The organism is Phytopseudomonas daroniae (assembly GCF_004327285.1).
GTDB lineage: Bacteria > Pseudomonadota > Gammaproteobacteria > Pseudomonadales > Pseudomonadaceae > Aquipseudomonas > Aquipseudomonas daroniae.
Genome location: NZ_QJUI01000003.1, coordinates 56,634 through 68,427, shown reverse-complemented (window position 1 = coordinate 68,427; position 11,794 = coordinate 56,634). Strand labels below are relative to the sequence as shown.

Genomic DNA, 11,794 nt, shown 5'->3' with positions numbered 1-11,794 from the left:
ACGAGCCGCAGCGCCCGAAGGTGATCGCCGGGCTCGGAGAACGTTCTCAGGCCTCCAGAGGCAGCACATGATGCAACTCACACACCTTGGCGATCCCACTCATGTCCTGGGGCAGACTGCGAATGCTCAACGCTTTACCGGCGGCCTGGGCGTCGCGGGTATAAGAAAGCAGCAGAGACAGGCCGACGCTGCTGGACTTTTCCACTGCAGAGCAATCGACCACACAGGTAGACGCCTGGGTGGCGCGGATCAGGCGACCGCCCTGCTCACGCAGGGCAGGACCACTCCGATAGTCGAGCACGCCGGAAAGCGCCAGTAATCCCGGTGCCTGTTCGACGATAGCCGCTGAACTCACGACGCCCCCCGAGCCTGACGTGCCCTGGCGACGGTGTCGGCCCAAGAGTCGATGACCTTGTCCAGATCGTTGCGGTTGTTCTGCATCGACTGGGCGAACTGGTCACGGAACAGCTTGCCGACGTTGATGCCATTGATCACCACGTTACGCAGCTTCCAGGTTCCGTCCATGGCAACCATGGTGTAGGACAACGGATAGACCGTACCTTTGCCATCGCGGATCTCCATGTTGACCGAGGTACGCTGCGGATCCGGTTTGCCGGAAACCGGAAGCACACGGATGTCCTGGTTGTTGTACTCGAGCAGCGCGTTGCCATAGAACTGCATCAGGCTGCGCTTGAAGTTCTCCTGGAAACGAGTCATCTGTTCAGGCGTGGCATTACGCGAGTAGCGCACCGTCATCACGCTGCGGGACACGCCATCGACATCCACCACCGGACCAAGAATCTCGTTGAGCGAGTTGTAGAAGGCATCCGGGTTGCTGCGGTACTCCTCCTTGTTGGCCTTGAGGTCGGCCAGGAGGGTCTCGGTGGTTTCCTGCACCACTTCATGGGCGGCAGGCGCGGCCACAGCCAGCAATGGTAGCGCGGCCAGCAGGGCGACAAGGCTGTTACGCACGGTCTTGATCATCATCGGGTACCTCATTGGCTGTCCTGATCCCTGTTGACCGAATTGAGCAGAAATTTGCCAATCAGGTCTTCGAGTACCAGAGAAGACTGGGTGTCATGAATGGTTCCGCCATCGGCCAGCAACTCTTCGTCGCCACCGACGCTGATCCCCACATACTTTTCACCGAGCAGGCCAGCGGTCAGGATCGACGCGGTGGAATCCACCGGAAGATTGTCGACGCTGCCGTCGAGTTCCATCGTTACGCGCCCGGTGTAGCTGTCACGATCCAGATCGATCGCCGTTACGCGGCCAATGCTCACGCCCGCCATGGTCACTTTGGCGCGCATGGTGAGGCCGGCGATATTGTCAAAGTGCGCATAGACCTTGTAGGTGTCGACGGTGTTGCCGGGCGCCAGACCGCTGACCCGCAGGGCCAGCAACAGCAGGGCCAGCAAGCCAGCCAGGAGGAACAGGCCGACACCGATTTCCATCGTGCGGTTTTGCATCAGAAATCTCCAAACATCAAAGCGGTCAGAATGAAATCCAGCCCCAATACGGCCAGCGAGGCATACACCACCGTTCGGGTGGTCGCGCGGCTGATGCCTTCCGAGGTCGGCTCGCAGTCGTAACCCTGGAACACGGCGATCCAGGTGACGACGAAGGCGAAGACCAGGCTTTTGATTATCCCGTTGAGCACGTCTTCGCGGAACGAAACGCTGTTTTGCATGTTGGCCCAGAACGAGCCTTCGTAAACGCCCAGCCAGTCGATGGCGACCATCGCGCCGCCCCAGATACCGACCACGCTGAAGATCATCGTCAGCAGTGGCATGGAAATGAAACCGGCCCACAGACGCGGCGCGACGATGTGCTTGAGCGGGTCGACACCGATCATCGCCAGGCTCGACAACTGCTCGGTTGATTTCATGTTGCCGATCTCGGCAGTCAACGCCGAGCCGGCACGGCCGGCGAACAGTAGCGCGGTGACCACCGGCCCCAGTTCACGCAACAAGGTCAGGGCGACCATCTGCCCCACCGCCTGCTCGGAGCCGTATTTGGCGAGAATGCTGAAACCCTGCAGCGATAGCACCATGCCGATGAACAGACCGGAAACCACGATGATCGCCAGGGACAGCACACCCACCGAATACAGCTGCTTGATCAAAAGCTGCAGCGAATGGCCCGATGTGCCACGCCCGAACAGTGCGCGCAGCAGAAAGACCGTCGAACGCCCCAGCGTGGCGACCACGTCGATACCCGCACGCCCGAACAGGCGCACGCGTTCGAGTGAAGATGTCCTGCGCATCAGCGCCCCCCCAGTAGATCGTCGCGGTAGCTCGGCGCTTGAAAATGAAAAGGAACCGGCCCGTCCGGCGTGCCCTGCATGAACTGACGCACCTGTGGATTTTCGGAGTCACGCAGCTCGGCCGGCGTTCCCTGGCCCAGAACCTGACTGTCACCGACGACATAGATGTAATCGGCGATGCTCGCCGTCTCCGCCAGATCGTGAGACACCACGATACTGGTAATGCCCAGGGCATCGTTGAGCAAACGAATCAAGCGCACCAGCACGCCCATGGCGATGGGATCCTGCCCGACGAACGGCTCGTCATACATGAGTATCTGCGGATCCAGGGCGATTGCCCGGGCCAGCGCCACACGCCGCTTCATACCACCGGAGAGTTCATCGGGCATCAACTCGATGGCGCCACGCAAGCCAACCGCTTGCAGCTTCATCAGAACAATGTCACGAATCATTTCCTCGGGCAGTTGCGTATGCACGCGCAGCGGAAATGCCACGTTTTCGAACACGTCGAGGTCGGTGAACAGCGCACCGCTCTGGAACAGCACGCCCATCTGCTTGCGCATGTCGAACAGCTCGCTGCGCGACAGATCGGGGAGGTTCAGGCCGTTGACGTGGATTTCGCCCGCGCTTGGCCGCAACTCGGCGGCGATCAGCCGTAACAGTGTGGTCTTGCCACAGCCGGAGGGGCCCATGATCCCGGTGACCTTGCCCCTCGGGATGCGTATATCGACGTTCTTGAAGATGTGCCGCTCGCCGCGCTGAAAACTTACGTTCTTAAGCTCGACCGCGTACTGATTTTCGGCGCTCATCGGAACTCCATTACGTACTGCCTTGCCTAATCAGATGCCCTGCATCGGGATAAGGGCACGGCGATCGGCCATACGAGCCAAAAATGGCTGCGGACTATAGCATTTGCCTCATTACCCGCCAAAGCCGAGCACCCTGACCGTTCAGGCTTGTGACAGCTTTGCCGTTTCACCTCGGCGCCATGGATGATGAGTCCTGTAGTCTTTCCCGTTATAATCCCCGTCTTTTTTGTCCAGCAGCCCAAGCCAAGCATGAACCAGACCCGCGACCTGATTGATTCCGCCCAACGCACCATCCGCCTCGAAATCGAGGCGGTACAAGAGCTGTTGCCCCGTATCGACGCCAATTTCGTCAAGGCTTGCGAGTTGATCCTGGCCAGCAAGGGCCGCGTGGTCGTGGTCGGCATGGGCAAATCCGGGCATATCGGCAACAAGATCGCCGCCACCCTGGCCAGCACCGGCACCACTGCTTTTTTCGTGCACCCTGCAGAAGCCAGCCACGGCGACATGGGCATGATCACCCGTGACGACGTGGTACTCGCCCTGTCCAACTCGGGTTCCACGGCAGAGATCGTTACCCTGCTGCCGTTGATCAAACGCCTCGGCATCACCCTGATCAGCATGACCGGCAACCCGGAGTCGCCGCTGTCCAAGGCTGCCGAAGTGAACCTCGACACCCGCGTAGCCAAGGAAGCCTGCCCGCTCAATCTGGCGCCGACCTCCTCCACTACCGCTTCACTGGTACTGGGCGACGCCCTGGCCATCGCGCTGCTGGAAGCTCGTGGCTTCACCGCCGAAGATTTCGCCTTCTCCCATCCAGGTGGCGCTCTGGGTCGGCGCCTGCTGCTCAAGGTCGAGAATGTCATGCACACGGGCGACAGCCTGCCTCAGGTCAGGCGCGGCACCAGCCTGCGCGATGCACTGCTGGAAATGACCCAGAAAGGCCTGGGCATGACCGCCGTACTGGAAGCCGATGGCCGGCTCGCCGGGATCTTCACCGACGGCGATCTGCGCCGCGCTCTGGATAAAGGCGTCGACGTGCGTGATGCACGCATCGACGACGTCATGACCCCGCACGGCAAAACCGCCCGTGCCGACATGCTCGCCGCCGAGGCCCTGAAGATAATGGAAGACAACAAGATCAGTGCACTGGTCGTGGTGGATACCAGCGGGCGCCCGGTTGGTGCCTTCAACCTTGGCGACCTGCTGCGCGCGGGGGTGATGTGATGAGCGACCTGCTGCAGCGCGCGCGCGCAATCAAACTGGCCATCTTCGATGTCGACGGCGTACTCACCGACGGCAAGCTGTACTTTCTCGTCGACGGCAGCGAGTTCAAGACCTTCAATACCCTGGACGGTCAGGGCATCAAGATGCTGATCAACTCGGGAGTACGCACCGCCATCATCAGCGGCCGCAAGACGCCCGTGGTCGAGCGCCGTGCACAGAACCTGGGTATCCAGCACCTGTACCAGGGCCGCGAAGACAAACTCGACGTGCTCGACGAGTTGCTCGCCGAACTTGGCCTGAGCTACGAACAAGTGGCTTACCTGGGCGATGACCTGCCGGATCTGCCGGTGATTCGCCGAGTCGGCCTGGGCATGGCGGTAGCCAGTGGCAACGGTTTCGTACGCGAGCATGCCCATGGCGTCACTCAGGCGCGCGGCGGTGAAGGTGCGGCCCGCGAATTCTGCGAACTGATCATGCGCGGCCAGGGCACTCTCGAAGCCGCCCAATCCGCCTACCTCTAGGGCCTGCCGATGCTGCGCAAATTCATCACACCCGCCCTGCTGACCCTTGGTGCCCTGCTGCTGGCCGCCGCCGGCTACTGGAACATCAACCCGGACAGTTTCTCCAGCAGCCCGCAGCATAGCGGCCCGGACAACCCCATCGACTTCTACGCGATCAACGCCCACAGCGTACAGTACCTGCCCGATGGCAAAGTGCAGAGCGACATGACCAGCGACCTGCTCGAACACGTGCAGAGTACTGACGTCACCCTGCTGACCGAGCCCCGCATGAGCCTGTTCCGCGGCACCGACTTTCCCTGGAATGTACGTAGCGCTCGTGGTGAAGTCGGCCCCGATGGTGACGAGGTCGAACTGATCGACCAGGTGCGTGTGGAACGCACGGATGACAAAGGTCGCACCACTATACTCACCACCAGCCGCCTGACCGTATTCCCACAGAAGGAATATGCGCAGACCCAGCAAGCCGTTAGAATCGACGCGGCCAACGGGGTGACCACGGCACAAGGAATGAAAGCGTACTTGAATGACGGCAGGATGCTCCTGCAGTCCAACGTAAGAGGCCAGCATGAGGTTCGTTAAAACCCTCCCCCTACTTCTCAGCCTCGGCGCAACGCTAGGAAGCGCAAGCGCCTGGGCTCTGCCGAGCGACCGCGATCAACCGATCCGCGTGCAGGCCGACAGTGCTGAGCTGGACGACAGACAAGGCGTAGCGGTGTACCGCGGCGACGTCGTCATCACTCAGGGCACCATGAAAATCACTGGCGATACCGTCACCATCACCCAGAACGCGCAGGGTGATGTCGACGTGTTCACGTCGGTGGGCAAGCCCGCCTACTACGAACAGAAACCCTCGGTCGACAAGCAGATCGTCAAGGCTTATGGGCTGACCATCCAGTACTTTGCGGCCAATGAGCGCATCATACTGATCGATCAGGCCAAGGTCGTTCAGGAAGGCAACACCTTCGAAGGCGAGAAGATCGTCTATGACACCCAGCGCCAGATCGTCAACGCGGGCCGTGCCACGGGCACCAATGTGTCGACCCCGCGTCCGCGCATCGACATGGTGATCCAGCCGAAGAACAAACCCGCCGATGGGCAGGGCCAATAACGATGGCCACCCTGAAAGCCCAGCACCTGGCCAAAAGCTATAAAGATCGTCAGGTCGTTCGCGACGTCAGCCTGAGTATCGAAAGCGGGCAGATCGTCGGCCTGCTCGGCCCTAACGGCGCCGGCAAGACCACCTGCTTCTACATGATCGTCGGCCTCGTTCGGGCCGACCAGGGGCGCGTGCTGATCGACGACCTCGACGTCAGCCACCAGCCCATGCATGGCCGCGCTCGCGCCGGTATCGGCTACCTGCCCCAGGAAGCGTCGATCTTCCGCAAGCTCAGCGTGTCCGACAACATCATGGCGATCCTGGAAACGCGCAAGGATCTGAACCGCGCGCAGCGCCTGCAGGAGCTGGACAGCCTGCTGCAGGAATTCCACATCACCCATATCCGCGACAACCTGGGCATGAGCCTGTCGGGCGGTGAGCGCCGCCGCGTGGAAATCGCCCGCGCCCTGGCCACCTCGCCGAAATTCATCCTTCTCGACGAGCCTTTCGCCGGTGTCGACCCGATCTCGGTCGGCGACATCAAACAGATCATTCATCACCTCAAGGCCAAAGGCATTGGCGTGCTGATCACCGACCACAACGTACGCGAAACCCTGGATATCTGCGAAACCGCCTATATCGTCAGCGACGGTCAACTGATCGCCGAAGGTGACTCCGCTGCCATTCTGGCCAACCAGGTGGTCAAGGAAGTCTATCTGGGCCACGAATTCCGCCTGTGATGGATTCCCCCATCGATGAGCGCACCCATGAGCCTGTTACCCTCACGGCATTGCTGCAATGAAATGGTAACAGACCCTAGGCAAAGCACTCTGATTCAGGCATATAATTTGCTTCCTAGTGGCGCTTTGGCGCCCTGTCGTGGATCGCGCACAGACGCCGGATAAGGTCTGCAATGAAACCATCGCTAGTCCTGAAAATGGGCCAGCAGCTGACGATGACACCGCAGCTGCAACAAGCCATTCGCCTGCTCCAACTGTCGACCCTGGATCTGCAACAGGAGATCCAGGAGGCGCTGGAGTCCAACCCGATGCTCGAGCGTCAGGAAGAAGGCGACGACTTCGACTCGGATCCCATGGCCGACGGCGCGGAAAGTGCCACTGCGAGCGCCACCCAGGAAGAAAAATTTCAGGAACCGACCTTCCAGGAAAACACACAGACCGTCGACAACCTGGAAGAAGGCGAATGGGGCGAGCGCATTCCCAACGAACTACCTGTCGATACCGCCTGGGAAGATGTCTACCAGACCAGCGCCAGCAGCCTGCCGAGCAATGATGATGACGAGTGGGACTTCACCACTCGCACCTCTGCCGGGGAAAGCCTGCAGAGCCACATGCTCTGGCAACTCAACCTGGCACCGATGTCCGACAAGGATCGCCTGATCGCCGTCACGCTGATCGACTGCATCAACGGCCAGGGCTACCTCGAAGAAACCCTCGAGGAAATCACCGACGCCTTCGACCCCGAACTCGATGTCGAGCTCGACGAAGTCGAAGCCGTGCTGCATCGCATCCAGCAATTCGAGCCGTCCGGCATCGCGGCCCGCGACCTGCGCGAATGCCTGCTTCTGCAACTGCGCCAACTGCCGAGCAACACGCCCTGGCTGAGCGAAGCCCAACGCCTGACGAGCGATTATCTCGATCTGCTCGGCAGCCGCGACTACAGCCAACTGATGCGCCGCATGAAGCTCAAGGAAGATGAGCTGCGTCCGATCATCGAACTGATCCAGAGCCTCAACCCACGCCCCGGTTCGCAGATCGAATCCAGCGAGCCCGAGTACGTGGTACCTGACGTGATCGTGCGCAAGCACAACGACCGCTGGCTGGTGGAGCTCAATCAGGAAGCCATGCCGCGCCTGCGCGTCAATGCGCAGTATGCAGGTTTCGTCAAACGTGCCGATTCCAGCGCCGACAACACCTTCATGCGTAACCAGCTGCAGGAAGCGCGCTGGTTCATCAAGAGCCTGCAGAGCCGCAACGAGACCCTGATGAAGGTTGCGACGCAGATCGTCGAGCATCAGCGTGGCTTCCTCGACTACGGCGATGAAGCCATGAAGCCGCTGGTGCTGCACGACATCGCTGAAGCGGTAGGCATGCACGAATCGACCATTTCACGCGTCACCACACAGAAATACATGCACACGCCGCGTGGCATTTACGAGCTGAAATACTTCTTCTCCAGCCACGTCAGCACCTCCGAAGGCGGCGAATGTTCGTCCACCGCGATCCGCGCGATCATCAAGAAACTGGTCGCTGCGGAAAATGCGAAAAAGCCATTGAGCGATAGCAAGATCGCTGGTCTACTGGAAGCACAGGGCATTCAAGTGGCGCGCCGCACAGTCGCCAAGTACCGTGAATCGCTCGGTATAGCGCCTTCGAGCGAACGCAAGCGACTGATGTAAGTGCCCTTGTAGGGGTTCTCTAAAAACGTTGGCGAGGCAGTTAACGCAGCGATAACAACGTAGGCAGTTTTTAGAGTTGCCCCGTAGCAAGCCCCAGTGTTCCTGCGGCAGGTTTATAACCTGCCACTCACACACGGCAACAAGGAGAAGCGGTATGCAAGTCAACATCAGTGGACACCAGCTGGATGTGACAGACGCACTACGCAGCTACATCGAAGAAAAGCTCGGGCGTCTCGAGCGACACTTCGACAAGATCACCAATGTGCAGGTCATCCTGGAGGTCGAAAAGCTCAAGCAGAAAGTCGAAGCTACCTTGCATATCGCCGGAGGCGAAGTGGTGGCCAATGCCGAACATGACGACATGTACGCAGCCATCGATCTACTGACCGACAAACTCGACCGCCAACTCATCAAGCACAAGGAAAAACAGCTCGACCGCCAGCAGGGCGCAATGGCCCGCTGACCTCGTCCTTCTCCTATGATCCGACTTGAAAATATCCTGACCCCCGGCCGTTCCCTCGTGAACGTGCCGGGCGGCAGTAAAAAACGCGTACTCGAACAGATAGCCGCCGTGATCGCGCGCGACCTGCCCGATCTCGATGGCCAGACCATCTATGAAAGCCTGATCGCCCGGGAAAAGCTCGGCTCGACCGGCTTCGGCAATGGCATCGCCATTCCCCACTGCCGCCTGCCTGGCTGCAGCACGCCGATCAGTGCCCTGCTGAAGCTGAATATCGCGGTCGATTTCGATGCAATCGATGGTGCGCCTGTCGACTTGCTGTTCGTGCTGCTGGTTCCCGAAGCGGCGACCGATGAGCACCTGGAACTGCTGCGTCAGATCGCCAGCATGTTCGACCGAGAGGATGTCCGCGAGCGGCTTCGCCAGGCTCAAGACAGCGAATCTTTGTACCAGACCGTAGTGAACGTGCAGAACGGTCAATAGCCCTACAGGATGAGCCCATGCGCCTGATCATCGTCAGCGGCCGTTCCGGCTCGGGCAAGAGCACCGCTCTCGACGTGCTCGAGGACAACGGTTTCTATTGCATCGACAACCTGCCTGCCGGCCTGCTTCCCGAGCTGGCCGAACGGGCGTTGCTGCACACCGAGCTGTTGCACCCGCAAGTGGCGGTGTCGATAGACGCACGCAACCTGCCTAGCCAGCTCAAGCGTTTTTCCGAACTGCTCGATGAGGTGCGCGGCCGCAACATCCGTTGCGATGTCCTGTACCTGGATGCCAGCGAAGAAACGCTGCTCAAGCGCTTTTCGGAAACCCGTCGACGTCACCCGCTGACCAACGACCAGCGTTCGCTGGCCGAAGCCATGGCCGACGAAACCAAGCTGCTGAGCCCGATCATCGACCGTGCCGATCTGAAGATCGACACCACCCACCTGAACCTCTATCAACTGCGCGACACGCTCAAGCTGCGTCTGCTCAACCAGCCGGAGCCGGGCACCGCCTACCTGATCGAATCCTTCGGTTTCAAGCGTGGGATGCCGGTGGATGCCGACCTGGTGTTCGATGTGCGCTGCCTGCCAAACCCCTACTGGAAGCCTGAGCTGCGCGACTTCACCGGCCTCGAACAACCGGTAGAGGAGTACCTGGCAGCCCAGGAGGATGTTCAGGACATGTACCAGGACATCTTCGCCTACCTGCACAAATGGCTGCCGCGCTTCGCTGCCAGCAACCGCTCCTATGTCACCGTTGCGATCGGCTGCACGGGCGGCCATCATCGCTCGGTGTACCTCGCCAATCGCCTGGGGCACGCCCTCAAGCCGCTGCTGAAGAACGTTCAGATCCGCCACCGCGACCTCAGTTAAGGAATTGCCGCGATGCCCGCCTGCGAAATCACCATCATCAACAAGCTCGGCCTGCACGCGCGCGCGGCCGCCAAGTTCGTCGGGGTTGCAGGGCGTTTTCCCTGCCAGGTGAAGATCGGGCGCAGTACTGAAAGCCTTGTCGATGGCAAAAGCATCATGGCGGTGATGATGCTCGCTGCCGGTAAAGGCACCACGGTGCATCTGTCTACCGAAGGCGAACGGGATGAAGAGGCGCTGCAGGCGCTGATCGACCTGATCAACGATTACTTCGACGAAGGCGAGTAACAGGGTCGATCACTGTTGCCCAAGCGTGCCTGGCGGGTGCTGCGGATACACGAAGACACCTAGACGCCTCGATGGCACCCAGCCTGGAAAAGCGCTTAAAACCAGTTTTGCATACCTTCGCAAACTTTGAGGGCGAGGATTAACCCGCCCCCAAAAAGCAGCATCAAGCCCAATGCATAACGCAACGAGCGGCGGTTGGCCACGATCAGCTCATGCAATGGGCTCATGCGCATCTCGATGTCGCCTCAAAGACAAACCATCAAGCCAGAGCAGCCTGATAGCGGCGAGCGACTTCGGCCCAATCGATGACATTGTAGAAGGCACCGATGTATTCGGGACGACGGTTCTGGTAGCGCAGATAGTAGGCATGCTCCCACACGTCCAGGCCGAGGATCGGCGTATTGCCATTCATCAGCGGGCTATCCTGGTTACCGGTGCTTTCTACCACCAGTTGCTTCTGCGGCGTCACGCTGAGCCAGGCCCAGCCGCTGCCGAAACGGGTCAGTGCAGCTTTTGTGAAGGCTTCCTTGAAGGCTTCCAAACCACCCAGTTGGCTGTCGATAGCGGCTTTCAGTTCGCCTTGCGGTTCACCACCGCCGCCGGTGCTCATCACCGTCCAGAACAGCGAGTGGTTGGCGTGCCCGCCACCGTTGTTGATCACCGCGCCGCGTTTGTCTTCCGGCACCTCCTTGAGGCGAGTGAGCAGTTCTTCGACCGGCAACTCGGCCAGCGGATTGCCTTCCAGGGCAGCGTTGAGGTTGTTGACGTAGGTCTGGTGGTGCTTGCTATGGTGGATTTCCATGGTTTGCGCATCGATATGCGGTTCCAGGGCATCGTAGGCGTAAGGCAGAGCAGGCAGGCTATACGGCATGGTTTCACTCCTCTAATGGTACTGACGGACGACAGACGCTGAGCGTTCTGCCGGTGACGCATCGCCAGGCGTGTTAGCGCCCAGCAATCGATCTGTACGGGGGTAGGCCCCGTGCTCGGCGACAAAGTTCAACAGACTGGTATAGGTGCGACTGCTGTGATTCAGCGCAGCCTGGCGCAGGGACGGCGCCAGGTGCTCGCTGCCCATGCAGCGCAACAGGTGCTCGTGGCAGGCGCACAGGTGCTCTGCGGACTCCTCCGGATGGCCGATCATCAATTGTAGATCGGCCAGGTTGTGCTGGGAGACGACGAAAGCCGCCACTGCGGCGTCGGCGTCACGCCAGCGCTCGAAGAGCACCTGAGCCAGAGCCAGCGCCTGCAGATACTGTTCACGGGCCTCGACCCAGGAACCGTCGGCGAAGTAGCGGTTACCGGCTTCGATGAGTCGCTTCCACTGCTCCATGGGATTGCCTCCTCGCCCCAGGG

18 protein-coding genes are annotated in these 11,794 nt (G+C 60.3%); 10 read left to right on the top strand and 8 right to left on the bottom strand.

All coding sequences use genetic code 11. From position 1 onward, the window contains the following. Positions 1–46: 46 nt before the first annotated feature. Genes DNK06_RS03845 through DNK06_RS03825 form a run of 5 tightly spaced genes read right to left on the bottom strand, consistent with a single transcriptional unit; the run spans position 47 to position 3,075 of the window. Positions 47–355, bottom strand: coding sequence for an STAS domain-containing protein (locus DNK06_RS03845; protein WP_131178719.1), 309 nt, complete (start codon positions 353–355; stop codon positions 47–49). Continuing rightward, the gene (locus DNK06_RS03840; RefSeq protein ID WP_131178959.1) at positions 352–984 is read right to left on the bottom strand and encodes an MlaC/ttg2D family ABC transporter substrate-binding protein; all 633 of its coding nucleotides are present in this window, start codon (positions 982–984) and stop codon (positions 352–354) included. Before DNK06_RS03840 ends, DNK06_RS03845 begins: the two co-directional genes overlap by 4 nt. An 11-nt stretch (positions 985–995) precedes the next feature. Then, positions 996–1,469 carry an outer membrane lipid asymmetry maintenance protein MlaD gene (gene mlaD, locus DNK06_RS03835; RefSeq protein ID WP_131178718.1) on the bottom strand — a complete coding sequence of 158 codons (474 nt, stop codon included), beginning with the start codon at positions 1,467–1,469 and terminating at the stop codon, positions 996–998. Next, the gene (gene mlaE, locus DNK06_RS03830; protein ID WP_131178717.1) at positions 1,469–2,266 is read right to left on the bottom strand and encodes a lipid asymmetry maintenance ABC transporter permease subunit MlaE; all 798 of its coding nucleotides are present in this window, start codon (positions 2,264–2,266) and stop codon (positions 1,469–1,471) included. The genes mlaD and mlaE overlap by 1 nt, the downstream gene beginning before the upstream one ends. Further along, entirely contained in the window at positions 2,266–3,075 is an 810-nt protein-coding gene (locus DNK06_RS03825; RefSeq protein ID WP_131178716.1) for an ATP-binding cassette domain-containing protein, read from the bottom strand. The genes mlaE and DNK06_RS03825 overlap by 1 nt, the downstream gene beginning before the upstream one ends. A 249-nt stretch (positions 3,076–3,324) precedes the next feature. Here DNK06_RS03825 and DNK06_RS03820 point away from each other — a divergent pair, with 249 nt between their 5' ends. From DNK06_RS03820 to DNK06_RS03775, 10 genes are all read left to right on the top strand, one after another. Continuing rightward, positions 3,325–4,299: a KpsF/GutQ family sugar-phosphate isomerase gene (locus DNK06_RS03820; RefSeq protein WP_131178715.1), complete on the top strand. Its 975-nt coding sequence runs from the start codon at positions 3,325–3,327 to the stop codon at positions 4,297–4,299. Further along, positions 4,299–4,820 (top strand): KdsC family phosphatase, encoded by a 522-nt coding sequence (locus DNK06_RS03815; RefSeq protein ID WP_131178714.1) that lies wholly within the window; start codon positions 4,299–4,301, stop codon positions 4,818–4,820. The genes DNK06_RS03820 and DNK06_RS03815 overlap by 1 nt, the downstream gene beginning before the upstream one ends. A 9-nt stretch (positions 4,821–4,829) precedes the next feature. Then, on the top strand, positions 4,830–5,399 hold the full coding sequence (gene lptC / locus DNK06_RS03810) for an LPS export ABC transporter periplasmic protein LptC (RefSeq protein WP_131178713.1): 570 nt from the start codon (positions 4,830–4,832) through the stop codon (positions 5,397–5,399). After that, entirely contained in the window at positions 5,386–5,928 is a 543-nt protein-coding gene (gene lptA, locus DNK06_RS03805) for a lipopolysaccharide transport periplasmic protein LptA (protein WP_131178712.1), read from the top strand. The genes lptC and lptA overlap by 14 nt, the downstream gene beginning before the upstream one ends. A 2-nt stretch (positions 5,929–5,930) precedes the next feature. After that, positions 5,931–6,656: an LPS export ABC transporter ATP-binding protein gene (lptB, locus tag DNK06_RS03800; protein WP_131178711.1), complete on the top strand. Its 726-nt coding sequence runs from the start codon at positions 5,931–5,933 to the stop codon at positions 6,654–6,656. A gap of 173 nt (positions 6,657–6,829) precedes the next feature. Continuing rightward, positions 6,830–8,335 carry an RNA polymerase factor sigma-54 gene (locus tag DNK06_RS03795; protein WP_131178710.1) on the top strand — a complete coding sequence of 502 codons (1,506 nt, stop codon included), beginning with the start codon at positions 6,830–6,832 and terminating at the stop codon, positions 8,333–8,335. Between the two features lie 154 nt (positions 8,336–8,489). Then, complete coding sequence (hpf, locus tag DNK06_RS03790) at positions 8,490–8,798, top strand: ribosome hibernation-promoting factor, HPF/YfiA family (RefSeq protein ID WP_074881400.1); 309 nt, start codon at positions 8,490–8,492, stop codon at positions 8,796–8,798. Between the two features lie 15 nt (positions 8,799–8,813). Beyond that, the gene (gene ptsN / locus DNK06_RS03785; RefSeq protein ID WP_131178709.1) at positions 8,814–9,278 is read left to right on the top strand and encodes a PTS IIA-like nitrogen regulatory protein PtsN; all 465 of its coding nucleotides are present in this window, start codon (positions 8,814–8,816) and stop codon (positions 9,276–9,278) included. Between the two features lie 17 nt (positions 9,279–9,295). Next, the gene (rapZ, locus tag DNK06_RS03780) at positions 9,296–10,153 is read left to right on the top strand and encodes an RNase adapter RapZ (protein ID WP_131178708.1); all 858 of its coding nucleotides are present in this window, start codon (positions 9,296–9,298) and stop codon (positions 10,151–10,153) included. Between the two features lie 12 nt (positions 10,154–10,165). Continuing rightward, positions 10,166–10,438, top strand: coding sequence for an HPr family phosphocarrier protein (locus DNK06_RS03775; RefSeq protein WP_131178707.1), 273 nt, complete (start codon positions 10,166–10,168; stop codon positions 10,436–10,438). A gap of 95 nt (positions 10,439–10,533) precedes the next feature. On the opposite strand, the gene DNK06_RS25405 is transcribed toward DNK06_RS03775, so the two are convergent. From DNK06_RS25405 to DNK06_RS03765, 3 genes are read right to left on the bottom strand one after another with little or no spacing between them, the layout of a single operon-like run. After that, positions 10,534–10,665 (bottom strand): hypothetical protein, encoded by a 132-nt coding sequence (locus DNK06_RS25405; protein ID WP_278248825.1) that lies wholly within the window; start codon positions 10,663–10,665, stop codon positions 10,534–10,536. A gap of 32 nt (positions 10,666–10,697) precedes the next feature. Then, positions 10,698–11,309, bottom strand: coding sequence for a superoxide dismutase (locus tag DNK06_RS03770; RefSeq protein WP_131178706.1), 612 nt, complete (start codon positions 11,307–11,309; stop codon positions 10,698–10,700). Positions 11,310–11,321: 12 nt separating this feature from the next. Next, complete coding sequence (locus tag DNK06_RS03765; protein ID WP_131178705.1) at positions 11,322–11,771, bottom strand: hypothetical protein; 450 nt, start codon at positions 11,769–11,771, stop codon at positions 11,322–11,324. Positions 11,772–11,794: the final 23 nt, after the last annotated feature.

What these genes read in the sequence shown, in the direction of transcription:
- DNK06_RS03840 (WP_131178959.1), bottom strand. Translation starts at nt 984, where the DNA reads ATGATCAAGACCGTGCGTAACAGCCTTGTCGCCCTGCTGGCCGCGCTA.
- mlaD (WP_131178718.1), bottom strand. Translation starts at nt 1,469, where the DNA reads ATGCAAAACCGCACGATGGAAATCGGTGTCGGCCTGTTCCTCCTGGCT.
- mlaE (WP_131178717.1), bottom strand. Translation starts at nt 2,266, where the DNA reads ATGCGCAGGACATCTTCACTCGAACGCGTGCGCCTGTTCGGGCGTGCG.
- DNK06_RS03825 (WP_131178716.1), bottom strand. Translation starts at nt 3,075, where the DNA reads ATGAGCGCCGAAAATCAGTACGCGGTCGAGCTTAAGAACGTAAGTTTT.
- DNK06_RS03820 (WP_131178715.1), top strand. Translation starts at nt 3,325, where the DNA reads ATGAACCAGACCCGCGACCTGATTGATTCCGCCCAACGCACCATCCGC.
- DNK06_RS03815 (WP_131178714.1), top strand. Translation starts at nt 4,299, where the DNA reads ATGAGCGACCTGCTGCAGCGCGCGCGCGCAATCAAACTGGCCATCTTC.
- lptC (WP_131178713.1), top strand. Translation starts at nt 4,830, where the DNA reads ATGCTGCGCAAATTCATCACACCCGCCCTGCTGACCCTTGGTGCCCTG.
- lptA (WP_131178712.1), top strand. Translation starts at nt 5,386, where the DNA reads ATGAGGTTCGTTAAAACCCTCCCCCTACTTCTCAGCCTCGGCGCAACG.
- lptB (WP_131178711.1), top strand. Translation starts at nt 5,931, where the DNA reads ATGGCCACCCTGAAAGCCCAGCACCTGGCCAAAAGCTATAAAGATCGT.
- DNK06_RS03795 (WP_131178710.1), top strand. Translation starts at nt 6,830, where the DNA reads ATGAAACCATCGCTAGTCCTGAAAATGGGCCAGCAGCTGACGATGACA.
- hpf (WP_074881400.1), top strand. Translation starts at nt 8,490, where the DNA reads ATGCAAGTCAACATCAGTGGACACCAGCTGGATGTGACAGACGCACTA.
- ptsN (WP_131178709.1), top strand. Translation starts at nt 8,814, where the DNA reads ATGATCCGACTTGAAAATATCCTGACCCCCGGCCGTTCCCTCGTGAAC.
- rapZ (WP_131178708.1), top strand. Translation starts at nt 9,296, where the DNA reads ATGCGCCTGATCATCGTCAGCGGCCGTTCCGGCTCGGGCAAGAGCACC.
- DNK06_RS03775 (WP_131178707.1), top strand. Translation starts at nt 10,166, where the DNA reads ATGCCCGCCTGCGAAATCACCATCATCAACAAGCTCGGCCTGCACGCG.
- DNK06_RS25405 (WP_278248825.1), bottom strand. Translation starts at nt 10,665, where the DNA reads ATGAGCCCATTGCATGAGCTGATCGTGGCCAACCGCCGCTCGTTGCGT.
- DNK06_RS03770 (WP_131178706.1), bottom strand. Translation starts at nt 11,309, where the DNA reads ATGCCGTATAGCCTGCCTGCTCTGCCTTACGCCTACGATGCCCTGGAA.
- DNK06_RS03765 (WP_131178705.1), bottom strand. Translation starts at nt 11,771, where the DNA reads ATGGAGCAGTGGAAGCGACTCATCGAAGCCGGTAACCGCTACTTCGCC.